This window comes from Blattabacterium cuenoti, assembly GCF_014251335.1.
In the GTDB taxonomy this organism is placed as follows: domain Bacteria; phylum Bacteroidota; class Bacteroidia; order Flavobacteriales; family Blattabacteriaceae; genus Blattabacterium; species Blattabacterium cuenoti_G.
In genome coordinates, this window is sequence record NZ_CP059186.1 from 355,459 (window position 1) to 371,760 (window position 16,302).

Below are 16,302 nucleotides of genomic sequence, written 5' to 3' on the forward strand. Positions count from 1 at the left end.
TAATATACATATGAAAAATTAAAAAGCTTACGGGTAATTAGTACTACTCAGCTATGACATTACTATCTTTACACTTGTAGCCTATCAACGTTGTCATCTTCAACGACCCTTAAAAAAGAAGCCTAATCTTATGGAGAGTTTCGCACTTATATGCTTTCAGTGCTTATCTCTTCCGAACATAGCTACTCAGCGATGCATCTGGCGATGCAACTGATACACCAGAGGTTCGTCCAATTCGGTCCTCTCGTACTAGAATCAGGTCCACTCAAGCTTCTAACGCTCGCAATAGATAGAGACCGAACTGTCTCACGACGTTCTGAACCCAGCTCGCGTGCCACTTTAATGGGCGAACAGCCCAACCCTTGGGACCTTCTCCAGCCCCAGGATGTGACGAGCCGACATCGAGGTGCCGAACCTCCCCGTCGATGTGAGCTCTTGGGGGAGACTAGCCTGTTATCCCCGGAGTACCTTTTATCCTTTGAGCGATGGCCCTTCCATTCGGAACCACCGGATCACTATGCCCTACTTTCGTACCTGATCGACTTGTAAGTCTCACAGTCAAGCACCCTTATGCCATTACACTCTACACACGATTACCAAACGTGTTGAGGGTACCTTTGGGAGCCTCCGTTACCTTTTTGGAGGCGACCACCCCAGTCAAACTACCCACCACGCAATGTTCTCAATTTTTTTTAATTGAGTTAGATTTCCACTAAAAAAAGGGTGGTATTTCAAGGGCAACTCCACATTACCTAGCGATAATACTTCAAAGTTTCCCACCTATCCTACACATTTTTCAATCAAAACCAATACGAAGCTATAGTAAAGGTTCACAGGGTCTTTTCGTCCCATTGCGAGTAATCGGCATCTTCACCGATATTACAATTTCACCGAGCTCACGGCTGAGACAGTTTCCAGATCGTTACACCATTCGTGCAGGTCGGAACTTACCCGACAAGGAATTTCGCTACCTTAGGACCGTTATAGTTACGGCCGCCGTTTACTGGGGCTTCAGTCAAAAGCTTTGCCGAAGCTGACCTCTTTCTTTAACCTTCCAGTACTGGGCAGGTGTCAGACCCTATACATCATTTTTCAATTTAGCAGAGTCCTATGTTTTTGATAAACAGTCGCCTGGATCTCTTCGCTGCGGCCTTCTTTAAAGGAAGGCTACCTTTCTCCCGAAGTTACAGGTTTATTTTGCCTAGTTCCTTAGCCGTGAATCACTCGAGCACCTTAGGATTCTCTCCTCAACTACCTGTGTCGGTTTTGGTACGGTTTACTTTTATCTGAAGCTTAGAGGCTTTTCTTGGAAGTTCTTACCTGCACTATCCACTCCCCCGAAGGTTTGTGGTACTATTGTAGGTCAGCAAAATATACGGATTTTCCAATATATTTTATACCTAACTACTTCAACGTACACATCCGTCCGTACGCGGCAGTTTCATTACTCCGTCCCCCCTATCGCAATAAAAGTGAGTACCGGAATATTAACCGGTTTTCCATCGATTACACCTTTCGATTTTATCTTAGGAACCGACTAACCCTCAGATGATTAACATAGCTGAGGAAACCTTAGTTTTTCGGTGTGCAGGTTTCTCACCTGCATTATCGTTACTTATACCTACATTTTCTTTTGTAAAAGCTCCACCATATTTTACAATATGACTTCTATGCCATTACAATGCTCCCCTACCGATTGATTCGATTAAATTAATCAATCCAATCCCATAGTTTCGGCGATATATTTATGCCCGATTATTATCCATGCTCAGTCACTCGACTAGTGAGCTGTTACGCACTCTTTAAATGAATAGCTGCTTCCAAGCTAACATCCTAGCTGTCTCAGTAACTAAACTTCGTTAGTTCAACTTAATATATACTTAGGGGCCTTAACTGATGGTCTGGGTTGTTTCCCTCTTGGACATGGACCTTAGCACCCATGCCCTCACTACCGTGAAACATAATAACAGCATTCGGAGTTTGTCAGGAATTAGTAGGTGATGAAACCCCTTCATCCAATCAGTAGCTCTACCTCTGTATTATTTAACACGATGCTGCACCTAAATGCATTTCGGGGAGTACGAGCTATCTCCGAGTTTGATTGGCCTTTCACCCCTATCCACAAGTCATCCGAAGACTTTTCAACGTCAACCGGTTCGGTCCTCCACTATGTGTTACCACAGCTTCAACCTGCTCATGGATAGATCACTCGGTTTCGCGTCTAATTCTTCCGACTGTACGCCCTATTCAGACTTGCTTTCGCTTCGGCTCCATAGCTAAACTACTTAACCTTGCCGGAAAAATTAACTCGTAGGTTCATTATGCAAAAGGCACGTCGTCACTTCATAAAGAAGCTCCGACAGTTTGTAAGCGTATGGTTTCAGGATCTATTTCACCCTTCTATTCGAAGTACTTTTCACCTTTCCCTCACGGTACTAGTTCACTATCGGTCTCTGAGTAGTATTTAGCCTTACCGGATGGTCCCGGCAAATTCAGACAAGATTTCTCGTGTCCCGTCCTAATCAGGTTACTACTTATGTAATCTCTCCATTTTGCATACAGGATTATCACCTTCTATGATTGATTTTTCCAAATCATTCTGCTATAGAAAAATAGTCATTTATTGTAGACCTACAACACCACTATAGCCTAGACCATAATGGTTTGGGCTGTTCCGCTTTCGCTCGCCACTACTAACGGAATCACTTTTGTTTTCTTTTCCTCTAGATACTTAGATGTTTCAGTTCTCTAGGTTCGCCTTACGTAGAAGTAATATCACATATTAATATGATAGGTTTCCCCATTCGGAAATCTGCGGATTAATTCGTATGTGCCAATCCCCGCAGCTTATCGCAGCTTATCACGTCCTTCTTCGCCTCTCAGAGCCAAGGCATCCACCATACGCCCTTCATTAGCTTTTTTATTTTTTCATTATTGTATATTATGTATGTCAAAGAACTTTCTAAAAAAATGGAGAATATCGGAGTCGAACCGATGACCTCCTGCGTGCAAAGCAGGCGCTCTAGCCAGCTGAGCTAATTCCCCGGAATAAATTTTACTGTAGAATTAAAATACATAGATTTATATTTTCTACATTAAATTATTATCCGTGTAATGCACTAAGCATATAAACTAATTTTCTGAAATAGTCTCGCGCGGAATTGAACCGCGGACCTCTACATTATCAGTGTAGCGCTCTAACCATCTGAGCTACGAGACTGATTACATTAATTATAAATAATAATTACAATCAATCTCCTCTTTTCTTTTTCTTTGTAAAATTTTTCGTTTAGTAAGAAAAGCTTCTAGCCTAATTTCAACGTGAAATTTTTTATCAAGGAAATAACTCTAAAAAAAGAGATGTTCCAGCCGCACCTTCCGGTACGGCTACCTTGTTACGACTTAGCCCCAGTTATCGATTTTACCTTAAGCAGTTCCTTTTATGGGCACCGATTTCAGGTCCCCCCGACTTCCATGGCTTGACGGGCGGTGTGTACAAGGCCCGGGAACGTATTCACCGCATCATGGCTGATATGCGATTACTAGCGATTCCAACTTCATAGAGTCGAGTTGCAGACTCCAATCCGAACTGAGATCGGCTTTTAGAGATTAGCTTCTGATTACCCAGTAGCAACCCTTTGTACCGACCATTGTAGCACGTGTGTAGCCCAAGATATAAGAGCCGTGATGATTTGACGTCATCCCCACCTTCCTCTCGACTTACGTCGGCAGTCTTGCTAGAGTCCCCGACATTACTCGCTGGCAACTAACAATGAGGGTTGCGCTCGTTGAGGGACTTAACCCAACACCTCACGGCACGAGCTGACGACAACCATGCAGCATCTTGTACTCCGTCCGAAGACTAAACTATTTCTAGCTTATTCGTAGTACATTTAAACCTTGGTAAGGTTCCTCGCGTATCATCGAATTAAACCACATGCTCCACCGCTTGTGCGGGCCCCCGTCAATTCCTTTGAGTTTCAGCCTTGCGACCGTACTCCCCAGGTGGATCACTTATCACTTTCGCTTGGTCACTGAAATAAATCCAACAACTAGTGATCATCGTTTACGGCGTGGACTACCAGGGTATCTAATCCTGTTTGCTCCCCACGCTTTCGTGCCTCAGCGTCAGTATAGACTTAGTAACCTGCTTTCGCGATCGGTGTTCTGTGTGATATCTATGCATTTCACCGCTACACCACACATTCCAGCTACTCCAATCTCACTCAAGTCTATCAGTATCAATAGCCATTTTAACAGTTAAGCTGCAATATTTCACTACTGACTTAATAAACCGCCTACGCACCCTTTAAACCCAATAAATCCGGATAACGCTTGTGTCCTCCGTATTACCGCGGCTGCTGGCACGGAGTTTGCCGACACTTATTCGTATAGTACATTCACAATTCTTATCACGTAAGAATTTTTATTCCTAAACAAAAGCAGTTTACAACCCGTAAGGCATTCTTCCTGCACGCGGCGTGGCTGGTTCAGAGTTTCCTCCATTGACCAATATTCCTCACTGCTGCCTCCCGTAGGAGTCTGGTCCGTGTCTCAGTACCAGTGTGGGGGATCACCCTCTCAGGCCCCCTACCGATCATCGTCTTGGTAAGCTTTTATCTTACCAACTAACTAATCGGACGCACGCCCATCTTTTGCCGTATTGCTACTTTAATAACAAAAATCATGCGATTTTGTTATGCTATAGAATATTAATCCAAGTTTCCTCAGCCTATTTTCTAGCAAAAGGTAGGTTACGTACGTGTTACGCACCCGTACGCCGGTCGCCATCAAAATCTATATACATAAATTTTATGTTGCCCCTCGACTTGCATGTGTTAAGCCCGCCGCTAGCGTTCATCCTGAGCCAGGATCAAACTCTCCGTTGTAGTAAAAAAAATTAATATCAAAAATACGTAAAACCTTAATTAAAAAACCCTGAAGCATCAGGTCTAGAAGCTTCTTTATGCAAAGAACAATAAATTAGTTTCCCCGAAACTACAAGTATACATTTTTTTTTTTCAAAAAAAAAGTTTTCAATAATAAGAAATAAGAATAAATGTATATATATTTTTCCGTTGGAAAAAAAATAACCTAATTTTATATATATAATGTATTGTATAAATTTCCTAATTCATTAACATGAGAACTTCAGATTTTGATTTTACATCTCCTTTAAATCTTCTTGCTAAATTTCCTATACAAGAAAGAGATGAATCTAGATTAATGATTATTCATAGAATGAATCAAAAAATAGAACATAAATCATTCAAAGACTTACACGAATATTTCGAAGAAGAAGATACTATTATTCTCAATAATACCAAAGTTTTTCCCGCAAGATTATTTGGAAATAAAGAAAAAACAGAAGCTAAAATAGAAGTATTTTTGCTTAGAGAATTAGACTCAAAAGATAGAACATGGGATGTATTAGTTGATCCTGCAAGAAAAGTAAGAGTAGGAAACAAATTAAATTTTGGATTTGGATTAACAGGAGAAGTCATAGATAATACTACCTCTAGAGGTAGAATTTTACAACTTAATTTTAATGGTACCCATGAAGAACTTATAAAAAAAATAAAAGAATTAGGTAAAACTCCTTTACCTAAATATATTAATAGACAACCAGAAAAAAATGATAAAGAACGTTATCAAACTATATATGCAAAAAAAGAAGGATCTGTAGCTGCACCTACAGCAGGGTTACATTTCTCAAAACATTTGTTAAAAAAATTGGAAATAAAAGGAATAAACTTAGTAGAAGTTACTTTACACCTAGGATTAGGAAGTTTCTTACCAGTAGAAGTAGAAGACATATCAAAACATAAAATGGATTCTGAAAAATGCTTCATAAATGAAAGAACATGTAAAATAGTAAATTCTTCTATACAAAAAAAAAAAAGAATTTGTGCAGTTGGGACTTCTTCTATGAGAGCAATCGAAAGCTCTGTTTCTTCTAATAAAAATTTAAATCCATTTTATGGATGGACTAATAAATTTATTTTCCCTCCTTATAATTTTAGTATAGCCAATTCTATGATTACAAATTTTCATATGCCAAAATCTACATTACTTATGATGACAGTAGCTTTTGCAGGTTTTGATTTAATAATGGAAGCATATCAAATAGCAATAAAAGAAAAATACAGATTTTATTCTTATGGAGATGCTATGCTAATATTATAAAAAATCATAATATATTATTACGATATTATGAAAATTATTTTAGAAAAAATAAAAACTACAATAAAAAAAGAAATAAAAGAATTTGAAAAACAATTTGCAAATATAATTAAAAGTAATATTTCTCTTATAGACAAAATAAATCATTATATCATTCATCGAAAAGGAAAATTAATTCGTCCTATATTTGTTTTTTTGATAGCTAAAATGTTAGGAAAAATAGAAAAAAAAACATATCATACTGCCTGTTTAATTGAACTTATACATACTGCTACACTTGTACATGATGATGTTATAGATAATAGTTCCCTTCGTCGTGGTTTTTTTTCTATTAACGCTATATGGAAAAATAAAATAGCTGTTTTAATTGGAGATTATTTACTTTCCAAAAGTCTTTTAATTGCAACAAATAATAATTATCATGATTTACTTAAAATTGTATGTAATACTATAAAAGATATGAGCGAAGGAGAATTATTACAAATGGAAAAATCAGAAAAATTAAATATTACTGAAAAAATTTATAATCAAATTATTTATCATAAAACAGCAAGTTTGATTGCTGCTTCTTGTGAAGCAGGAGCTCGTTCTGTGAATACAAATGAAAAAACAGCTTTGAAAATGAGAAAGTTTGGAATTTTTATAGGAATAGCTTTTCAAATTAAAGATGATTTATTTGATTACGAAGAAAAAAACGAAAGTTTTACAGGAAAACCTGTAGGAATCGATTTAAGAGAAAAAAAAATAACACTTCCACTTATTCATGCCATTCAAAATGCCACTAAAAAAGATCAAAAGTGCATATTAGATTATATAAAAAATTATGACGAAGGAAAAAGGCATAAAATAATTGACTATGTTAAAAAATATGGAGGATTAGAATATGCTACTCAAAAAATGATTAAATTTCGTAATAATGCATTAAAAATTTTAGAACTTTATCCAGAAGGGGCCATTAAAGAAACTTTAAAAATAATGGTAAATTTTATTGTGGAAAGAAATCAATAAGTTCAAGAATTAAATTAGATGAAAAAAAAAAACTTAGTAATTGTAGAATCTCCCACTAAAGCTGACACAATACAGACATTTCTTGGAAAGAATTATTCTGTGGTATCTAGTTATGGACATATCATAGATTTACCAGAAAAAAAAATAGGAGTTAAAATTCAAGAAAATTTTAAACCTACCTATGTAATATTATCTAAAAAAAAAAAAATAGTTGAAAATCTTAAAACATTAATAAATAATCATGAAATTATTTGGTTAGCTTCCGATGAAGACCGTGAAGGAGAAGCTATTGCTTATCAGATTTATAAAATATTTAATATTCCTGATAAAAAATACAGAAGAATCGTTTTTCATGAAATTACAAAAAAAGCAATTTGTAATGCTATAGAAAATCCACGATTAATTGACTATAATTTAGTTTATGCTCAACAAACTAGACGAATTATAGATCGATTAGTAGGGTTTCAATTATCTCCTATTTTATGGAAAAAAATCAATAGAGGTCTTTCTGCAGGTAGAGTTCAATCTGTTGCCGTTAGATTAATAGTAGAACAAGAAAAAAAAATTCAAAATTCAATTCCTACTCCAGTTTATCAAATAAATGGAATTTTTACTAATTATAAACAAAAAATAACCTTTAATGCTAAATTGGAAAAAAAGATAGAAGATAAAAAAAAAATGAAAAATATTTTAACATTATGTATAAATAGTACTTTTATAATAAAAAAAATCACTGTAAAAAAAGAGAAAAAAAGCCCTCCATCACCATTTACCACCTCTTCTTTACAACAAGAAGCTTGTAATAAATTAAATTATTCTATATCCCAAACAATGTTATTAGCTCAAAAATTGTATGAAAAAGGATTTATCACATATATTAGAACAGATAGCACTACTTTATCAAAAAGTATATTATTAGATATAAAAAATTTTATACTTACTTCATTTGGAAAAAAATATTTATCTATAAAAAAATTTTCTAAACAAAAAAATAAGTTATCTCAAGAAGCTCACGAAGCAATACATCCTACTATTATTGATTTTAATAAAAATTATTTAGATTCTTTAGATATTTTTCAGAAACGTCTTTATAATCTTATATGGATACGAACAATTACAGGACAAATGTCGGATGCTATTTTTGAAAAAAAAAATATTTACATTCAATCTTCTCATTTAGAAAGTTTTTTTATTTGGACAAAAAAAATTGTTTTATTTGACGGATTTATGAAGGTTTCAAAAAAAGAAGAAGAAAAAAAAAAAGAAGAAGAATTTAATGTCAACATTTTAAAAAAAGGCTCTTTTTTAGAAAAAAAAGAAATTATAGCTAAACAAATTTTCATAAATCATCTGTATAGATACAATGAAGCTAGTTTAGTGAAAAAATTAGAAAAATTAGGAATAGGAAGACCTTCTACTTACGTTCCTACAATTTCCACTATACAAAAAAGAAATTATGTTAATATACAAAAAATATCAAAAAAAACAGAAACACGTGAAACTTTTTTATTAAAAGGAAATTTAATTTTTAAAAAAAATGACAAAATTACTGAGATAGAAAAAAATAAATTTCATCCTACAGAAATGGGTATTTTAACTACTAATTTTTTAAAGAAAAACTTTTATGAAATTGTGAACTATAATTTTACTGCCAATTTAGAAAAAAATTTTGATGATATAGCTAAAGGAAAACAATCTTATATTAAAATTCTTGAAAATTTTTATAATGAATTTAACAAGAAAATAAAATATGTTAAAAAAAATGCTGAAAAAATTCACAAAGAACGTTTCCTTGGAAAGGATCCCAAATCTGATAAAAAAATTTTTGCAAAATTAGCTAAATATGGCCCTATTATTCAGATGGGTGAATTTGATAAAAAAAATAAACCGAAGTTTTCCCCTTTATTAAACAAACAAAAAATAGAAACAATTTCTCTTTCGGAAGCTTTAAAAATTCTTCAATTACCCAAATTATTAGGAATCTTCGAAAAAAAAGAGATTATATTAAAAATAAATAAATATAATATTTATATTAAACATAACAATAAATCAATTCCAATTGACGAAAAAATATTCTTTAATAATTCATTTAATTTAGAACAAGCCATTAATATTATAATTGAAAACAGAAATAAAAAAAACTCAATTTTTTAGCTATCAAAATATCTTTGATTTAAATAAGTAGTTGGATAGGCTTGATCATGTCCTGTTCGTTTAACATGATCTAAATATTTAGGAATATAAGACAAAGCTTTTACTCTATCAGATAAAGACATTCGGTTCCATATATTTTCAGCCATTCTTTTTTTTCCAACTTTATATCTGTAATCTGTCCAAAAACGATTGAAAGATAAATCAGTTGGGATTTCTTCTATAGAAAAAGCTGCTTTAGCATTTTTCATTTTATTTATAATAGATTCATTATAAGGTATATATTTACCTATCCATACATAATGTGATAAAGAAAGTCTTTCAGGAAAAATAACTTCTCTTAAAAAACCATTTAAATCATATTTAAATATAATATCTCCAGATACTAAACGACTTCTAAATATATATTGTTTACCTCTCATTATTATTGATTTCATCAGCATTAATTAATTTTTTAATGCATTAACTCAACTATTATTACGAATAACTATTTTATTTGATGATGAAATTTCAGATTTAAAAAAAAAAGGATTTTACATAATCTAATTTAATTGCTTTAAATTGAATTATTATAAGTTTTGATAATTATTATAAACATTTTTCATAAACTCCATAACAGAAGTTATGAATTTATATTTTTATAAAAATAGATTTATTATATCTTTTTTCACATAATTCTTAACATTTAACATTATAAATTATAATATGTAATATGTTATATATTGTCCCTACTCCAATAGGAAATTTAGAAGATTTTACTTTTAGAAGTTTACGAATCTTAAAAGAAGTCGATTTAATTTTAGTAGAAAGTTATAAAACTTCCAAAAAGTTATTAAACTTTTACAATATCAAAAATAATATAAATAAATACCATGTTCACAACGAACATAAAATAATTCCCTCTATTATAAAAAAAATTAAAAAAGGAAATAAATTAGCGTTAATATCTAGTGCTGGAACTCCAAGTATATCTGATCCAGGTTTTTTACTTATTAAATCTTGTATTCAAGCTTCTATTCCTATAGAATGTTTACCCGGACCTACAGCTTTTGTTCCAGCATTAGTTTGTTCAGGAATATCTACTGACGAATTTATTTTTATTGGTTTTTTGCCTAAAAAAAAAAGAAAAATTAAATTAGAAAATTTATCTAAAGAAAATAGAACCATTATATTATATGAATCACCTCACAGATTATTAAAAACATTAAATGATATGAAATATTTTTTTGGATCGAAAAGAAACATTGTCATATGTAAAGAAATATCCAAATATTTTCAAAATATATTAAGAGGGAACATAGAGAAGATGATTTTATACTATCAAAATATAGAAAAAATATTAGGAGAATATACGATTATTATCGAAAAAAATTTTGATTAAACACATTTTTTTCTTGTTAAATATTCTGCAATTTGAATAGCATTAGTAGCTGCGCCCTTACGAAGATTATCAGCTACTATCCAAATATTTATAGAGTTTTTAAGTGAGAAATCTTCTCGTATTCTACCGACAAAAACTTCATCTTTTCCATGAGCATACAATGGCATTGGATAAATATTTTTTTTTGGATCATCTTGAATTATTATTCCCTTTATTTTCGATAGTATTTCATATATACGATTTATACTAGGTTTTTTTCTAAATGTAATATTAACACTTTCTGAGTGACCTCCTATAACAGGAACACGTACGGAAGTAGCAGTTATTGCAATATTATAATCATTCATTATTTTTCTTGTTTCATTTATTAATTTCATTTCTTCTAATGTATATCCTTTATCTGTAAAATGATCACAATGAGGTATGACATTTTGATAAATAGGATGTGGATATACTCTAAAAGAATAATTTCCATCTTTTTTTTGTTCTTGATTTAACTGATCCAAAGCTTTTTTTCCAGTTCCTGTTACTGATTGATAAGTAGAAACAATAACTCTACTAATTTCATATTCCAAATGTAATGGAAATAATACCATAACTAATTGTATTGTAGAACAATTTGGATTTGCAATAATTTTATCTTCTGAACATAAACAAGAAGCATTAATTTCAGGAACAATTAATTTTTTGCTGGAATCCATTCGCCACGCAGAAGAATTATCAATAACTATAGACCCTATATTCGAAAATTTCGGAGCCCATTCTTTTGATATATTAGATCCTGCTGAAAATAAAACAATATCAGGTTTTTTTAAAAATAAATCGTATACACTAATAACTTGATATGCTTTATTTTTAAAAAATAATTCTTGGTTCACAGACTTTTTGGAAGCACAAAGATATAACTCATTTAATAGGAAATTTCTTTTATCTAAAAGATCAATCATTACACGACCTACCATACCTGTTGCCCCTATTATTCCTAATTTCATTTTATAAAAACTTAATTTTCCATTACCTTAAACAAAGTTAGGTAAAATAATGAAAAAAGGAAAAATGATTATTTTATCAGGTCCTTCTGGAGCAGGAAAAACTACTATTTCGCATTATTTACTTTCAAAATTTCCGGAATTAAAATTTTCTGTTTCATGCACTACACGACCAATTCGAAACAATGAAATACATGGAAAAGATTATTATTTTTTGCCTGTAGATTCTTTTCTTTCCAAAATCAAAAAATATCAATTTGCAGAGTGGGAAGAGGTTTACCCTAAACTATTTTACGGAACTTTAAAAAAAGAAATTTTCAAAATTTGGAAATTAAAAAAACATGTTTTATTCGATATAGATGTAAAAGGAGGATTGAATTTAAAAAAACAATATCCCAATAATTCTTTATCCATATTTATAACGGTAAATTCCATAAATATTTTAAAAAAAAGACTGATAACAAGATGTTATAAAAATTTGGATAACAACAAAACGAATATAAACATTCGTTTGAATAAGGTAAAAGAAGAAAATAATTACGCTAAACTATTTGATTTTGTTTTATTAAACATCAATTTATCTAAAACAAAAAAAAAAGTAATTCAAATAGTTTACGATTTTATTTATGGAAGAAAATAAAAATCGGGGTGACTGGATTTGAACCAGCGACCACACGCCCCCCAGACGTGTACTCTAACCAATCTGAGCTACACCCCGAATAACTCCTCAGGCTGGATTCGAACCAGCGACACCCTGATTAACAGTCAGGTGCTCTAACCAACTGAGCTACTGAGGATTTTAGGTATTTTTTCTATTCTTATTTTATGTCTTCCTCCTTCAAAATTCGTTTCTAAAAATATTTCTACAATTTCTATAATTTCATTTTTATCTATAAAACGTGCTGGCAAACTAATAATATTAGCATTATTATGTTTTCTCGCTAAAATAGCAATCTCTTTTCTCCACACTAAAGCTGCACGAATTTTACGATATTTATTAGCCGTCATAGCTGCTCCATTTCCAGTTCCACATATAATAATTCCAAAATCAGCTTTTCCCTGATTCACAAATTCTGCTGTAGGATGAATAAAATCTGGATAATCAACTTGAATTCCATATTTGGAATATCCAAAATCTTGGGTTTCATACCCTTTTTTAATTAAAAAATTGTTTATTATATATTTATGATCTACTCCTGTATGATCGGATCCTATTGCTATTAGCATTATATTTTAAAAAAAATGAATATACACTAAAAATTTAAAAAAATCATTTTCAATATTATAAATTTAGTAATTTTGTGTACTTATACTAATAGTTTTACTTACTTGATTTAAACATATCGTTATTTTTACTGTATTAATTTACCTTAACCTTAACGATCAAGAAAGAAAAGAAAAAGAAAAAGAAGATGAAGGAAATAAAAACTGTAGATGATTTTAACTTTGAAAATAAAACAGCTCTAGTAAGAGTTGATTTTAATGTTCCGATAAACAAATTACACGAAATAACAGATGATACACGTATTCGATATAGTATTCCTACAATTCAGAAAATTATTTCTGAAAAAGGAAAAATCGTTCTTATCTCTCATTTTGGAAGACCAAAAGGAATTCCTTCCCAAACTTTTTCCTTAAAGTTTTTAGTTGACTATTTATCCAAACAACTAAAAATAACTGTAAATTTTTGTGAAAATTGTATAGGAAAAATTCCACTCAAAAAAGTAGATGAGTTAAAATATGGAGAAATTTTATTATTAGAAAATCTACGTTTCTATAAAGAAGAAGAAAAAGAAAATGAAAATTTTGCATATGAATTATCAAAATTAGGAGATATCTATGTAAATGATGCTTTCGGAGTAGCACATCGTTATCATACTTCCATTACTATTTTACCAAAATTTTTTTCTGGAAAGAAATGTATTGGTCTTCTTATGAAAAAAGAAATCCAATATTTAGATCAATTTTTGCTTGGAAAAGGAAAAAAACCTATTACTATTTTGTTAGGAGGAGCAAAAATTTCTTCTAAAATAGAAATTATTGAAAATATTATTGATTTCGCGGATTATATTCTAATAGGAGGCGGAATGTCTTATCCTTTTATAAAAATAAAAGGAGGAATGGTAGGAGATTCTATAATTGAAAAAAATAAAAAAATTGAAAAAACATTAAAAAAAATTTTTCGTAAATATCATAATAAAATAAATATTATACATCTTCCAAAAGATGTGGTAATAGCTGATTCATTTAAAAATGAATCTAATACTAAAATTGTACCAATTGATTCTATTCCAAATGGATGGATGGGGTTAGATATAGGCCCTTATTCCATAAAAAATTTTTGTCAAATTATAGAAAAATCTAAAACCATTTTATGGAATGGACCTGTAGGGGTTTTCGAGTTTGAAAATTTTTCTTTAGGAACTAGATCCATAGCAAAAGCTATTGCAAATAGAACTGAAAAAGGTGCATTTTCTTTAGTAGGAGGAGGCGATTCTATCGCTTCATTAAAAATGGAAAATTGTGAAAATAAAATAAGTTATTTATCTACTGGAGGAGGAGCTATGTTAGCTAGCTTGAAAAATAAAATGCTTCCCGGAATAAGTGCAATAATATTATAAAATAAATACCTAATTATATTTTATATTTGTTTAATATATAAACATAACTAAAAAAATAATTATGTCATTTAAACTTCCAAAGTTACCTTATTCATATAAAGATTTTGAACCTTATATAGATAGAAAAACGATGGATATTCATTATAATAAACATCATGCAACTTATACTAACAATCTAAACCAGGCTATTTCAAATACAAATATGATAAATTTTTCTATAAAAGAAATTTTAGAAAAAGTTCATATTGAATCTCCAGTATTACGTAATAACAGTGGAGGATTTTACAATCACAATCTATTTTGGAAAATATTAATACCTCATACACAATATACTCATCCAAGTGTATATTTAAATGATATCTTTCAAAAAAATTTTAATTCTTTTGATTTTTTTAAAAAAACTTTTTCTAAAATTGCAGCTAATCATTTTGGTTCTGGATGGACTTGGTTATGTGTAAAAGAAGAAAAATTAACAATTTGTTCCACAGCAAATCAAGATAATCCTCTTATGTATGGAATGGGTTGTGAAGGAATTCCAATATTAGGATTAGATGTTTGGGAACATGCTTATTACCTACAATATCAAAATCGTCGTTTAGATTATATCTCTGCTTTTTGGCATATTGTGAATTGGATTCAAGTAGAAGAAAATTACAAAAAAACTATAAAAAAATAATATCTTTTCCATGGGAAAAATTGTATTAGAAAATATTAAATTATTTGGATTTCATGGATGTATGCCAGAAGAAAAATATGTTGGATCTCATTACACGATAAACCTAGAAGTTGAATTTGATTTTTATAAAGCATCTATTAACGATGATTTATCAAAAACTATTAATTATGTAGATTTGTATTCTATTGTAAAAAAAGAAATGAATATTAATTCTAAATTAATTGAACATTTAGCGCAAAGAATAATTCAAAGAATTAAGGAAGACAATAAATCTTTAGTAAGATATACAAAAGTGAAAATTTGTAAAGAAAATCCTCCATTACAAGGAAATGTAGATAGAGTATGTGTAATTTTGGATGATTGTGATTGATTATAAATGGCACTGTGGCCGAATGGAAAGGCAGAGGTCTGCAAAACCTTTTATAGCGGTTCGATTCCGCTCTGTGCCTTTTTCATTTTTTTTATATTAATTTTCTATATACGTTTGCGATCTCAAAATAAAAAAGATAAAATCAAATAAACTAATTTAATTGGATTGTACAAAAAAAAGAATAAATAATATTCTGATTTCACAACCTCTTAATGGCGGTTCCAGTACTCCATACATAAAACTTAGCAAAAATAAAAATATAAATATAGATTTTCGATCTTTCATAGAAGTAAAAGGCGCATCATCTAGTGATGTAAGAAAACAGAAAATAAATTTCTCTGACTTTACCGTACTTCTTTTTATAAGTAAAAAATCCGTAGATCATTATTTTCGTCTGGCAGAATCTATGCGTTTTAAAGTTCCTTTCTCTATGAAATATATATGCCAAACTAAAACTATAGCTTATTATTTACAAAAATATATTGTATTTCGAAAAAGAAAAATTCATATTGGTGATAAATCATTTAAAGATATACTTCCTTATGTTAAAAAACATTCCAAAGAAAAATTCCTTTTGCCTTCTTCAGATATACTAAAACCAGAAATTCCTGATATGTTAAATAAACAAAATATCATTTGGAAAAGGGCTATTTTATATAAAACAGCTTCTAGTGATTTATCTGATTTAAAACATGTGTATTATGATATTTTAGTTTTCTTCAGTCCCGCGGAAATCAAATCTTTATTTGATAATTTTCCTAATTTTGATCAAGATAATATCAAAATTGCTACCTTCGGAAAAAATACTCTAGAAGCCGCTTATAAAGCAGGATTAAAAATCGATATAAAAGTCCCGACACCAGAATTTCCTTCTATGGCTATGGCTTTAGAAGAATATATTAAAAATTAAATACAATCCAATA

At 30.7% G+C, this 16,302-nt stretch carries 12 protein-coding genes, 5 tRNA genes and 2 rRNA genes; 10 read left to right on the forward strand and 9 right to left on the reverse strand.

Annotation, left to right across the window (positions count from 1 at the left end; all coding sequences use genetic code 11):
- Window positions 1-18: 18 nt before the first annotated feature.
- The 4 genes from H0H73_RS01660 to H0H73_RS01675 form a co-directional block, all read right to left on the reverse strand.
- Window positions 19-2,921 (reverse strand): 23S ribosomal RNA (locus H0H73_RS01660).
- 50 nt (window positions 2,922-2,971) lie between these two features.
- Window positions 2,972-3,045, reverse strand: a tRNA-Ala gene (locus H0H73_RS01665).
- A gap of 101 nt (window positions 3,046-3,146) precedes the next feature.
- A tRNA-Ile gene (locus tag H0H73_RS01670) sits at window positions 3,147-3,220 on the reverse strand.
- Window positions 3,221-3,353: 133 nt separating this feature from the next.
- Window positions 3,354-4,889 (reverse strand): 16S ribosomal RNA (locus H0H73_RS01675).
- The 16S and 23S rRNA genes sit together here with 2 tRNA genes alongside, the layout of an rRNA operon.
- Before the next feature lie 253 nt (window positions 4,890-5,142).
- On the opposite strand from H0H73_RS01675, the gene queA reads away from it, so the two are divergent.
- From queA to topA, 3 genes are read left to right on the forward strand one after another with little or no spacing between them, the layout of a single operon-like run.
- Complete coding sequence (gene queA, locus H0H73_RS01680) at window positions 5,143-6,186, forward strand: tRNA preQ1(34) S-adenosylmethionine ribosyltransferase-isomerase QueA (RefSeq protein WP_185851914.1); 1,044 nt, start codon at window positions 5,143-5,145, stop codon at window positions 6,184-6,186.
- A gap of 27 nt (window positions 6,187-6,213) precedes the next feature.
- Window positions 6,214-7,191 carry a polyprenyl synthetase family protein gene (locus H0H73_RS01685; RefSeq protein WP_185851915.1) on the forward strand — a complete coding sequence of 326 codons (978 nt, stop codon included), beginning with the start codon at window positions 6,214-6,216 and terminating at the stop codon, window positions 7,189-7,191.
- An 18-nt stretch (window positions 7,192-7,209) separates the two neighbouring features.
- Window positions 7,210-9,345 (forward strand): type I DNA topoisomerase, encoded by a 2,136-nt coding sequence (gene topA, locus H0H73_RS01690; protein WP_185851916.1) that lies wholly within the window; start codon window positions 7,210-7,212, stop codon window positions 9,343-9,345.
- Here topA and H0H73_RS01695 read toward each other — a convergent pair.
- Window positions 9,342-9,764: a hypothetical protein gene (locus H0H73_RS01695; RefSeq protein WP_185852497.1), complete on the reverse strand. Its 423-nt coding sequence runs from the start codon at window positions 9,762-9,764 to the stop codon at window positions 9,342-9,344. The genes topA and H0H73_RS01695 overlap by 4 nt on opposite strands.
- 290 nt (window positions 9,765-10,054) lie before the next feature.
- Between H0H73_RS01695 and rsmI the strand changes: the two genes are divergently transcribed.
- Window positions 10,055-10,723, forward strand: coding sequence for a 16S rRNA (cytidine(1402)-2'-O)-methyltransferase (gene rsmI / locus H0H73_RS01700; protein ID WP_185851917.1), 669 nt, complete (start codon window positions 10,055-10,057; stop codon window positions 10,721-10,723).
- Here rsmI and H0H73_RS01705 read toward each other — a convergent pair.
- Window positions 10,720-11,715 carry an aspartate-semialdehyde dehydrogenase gene (locus H0H73_RS01705; protein WP_185851918.1) on the reverse strand — a complete coding sequence of 332 codons (996 nt, stop codon included), beginning with the start codon at window positions 11,713-11,715 and terminating at the stop codon, window positions 10,720-10,722. The genes rsmI and H0H73_RS01705 overlap by 4 nt on opposite strands.
- 49 nt (window positions 11,716-11,764) lie before the next feature.
- Between H0H73_RS01705 and gmk the strand changes: the two genes are divergently transcribed.
- On the forward strand, window positions 11,765-12,352 hold the full coding sequence (gene gmk, locus H0H73_RS01710; RefSeq protein WP_185851919.1) for a guanylate kinase: 588 nt from the start codon (window positions 11,765-11,767) through the stop codon (window positions 12,350-12,352).
- A gap of 3 nt (window positions 12,353-12,355) precedes the next feature.
- Here gmk and H0H73_RS01715 read toward each other — a convergent pair.
- The 3 genes from H0H73_RS01715 to H0H73_RS01725 form a co-directional block, all read right to left on the reverse strand.
- Window positions 12,356-12,430 (reverse strand) — tRNA-Pro (locus H0H73_RS01715).
- A gap of 5 nt (window positions 12,431-12,435) precedes the next feature.
- Window positions 12,436-12,509: transfer RNA gene (locus tag H0H73_RS01720), tRNA-Asn, on the reverse strand.
- A complete protein-coding gene (locus tag H0H73_RS01725; protein WP_185851920.1) occupies window positions 12,487-12,939 on the reverse strand; it encodes an RpiB/LacA/LacB family sugar-phosphate isomerase in 453 nt (150 codons plus the stop codon). The genes H0H73_RS01720 and H0H73_RS01725 overlap by 23 nt, the downstream gene beginning before the upstream one ends.
- A gap of 185 nt (window positions 12,940-13,124) precedes the next feature.
- Here H0H73_RS01725 and H0H73_RS01730 point away from each other — a divergent pair, with 185 nt between their 5' ends.
- The 5 genes from H0H73_RS01730 to H0H73_RS01750 all read left to right on the forward strand — a co-directional run bounded on the left by H0H73_RS01730 (window position 13,125) and on the right by H0H73_RS01750 (window position 16,289).
- On the forward strand, window positions 13,125-14,333 hold the full coding sequence (locus tag H0H73_RS01730; RefSeq protein ID WP_185851921.1) for a phosphoglycerate kinase: 1,209 nt from the start codon (window positions 13,125-13,127) through the stop codon (window positions 14,331-14,333).
- Window positions 14,334-14,394: 61 nt separating this feature from the next.
- A complete protein-coding gene (locus H0H73_RS01735) occupies window positions 14,395-15,009 on the forward strand; it encodes a superoxide dismutase (protein ID WP_185851922.1) in 615 nt (204 codons plus the stop codon).
- A 10-nt stretch (window positions 15,010-15,019) separates the two neighbouring features.
- Window positions 15,020-15,379: a dihydroneopterin aldolase gene (folB, locus tag H0H73_RS01740; protein WP_185851923.1), complete on the forward strand. Its 360-nt coding sequence runs from the start codon at window positions 15,020-15,022 to the stop codon at window positions 15,377-15,379.
- Window positions 15,380-15,387: 8 nt separating this feature from the next.
- A tRNA-Cys gene (locus H0H73_RS01745) sits at window positions 15,388-15,458 on the forward strand.
- A gap of 81 nt (window positions 15,459-15,539) precedes the next feature.
- A complete protein-coding gene (locus H0H73_RS01750) occupies window positions 15,540-16,289 on the forward strand; it encodes a uroporphyrinogen-III synthase (RefSeq protein WP_185851924.1) in 750 nt (249 codons plus the stop codon).
- Window positions 16,290-16,302: the final 13 nt, after the last annotated feature.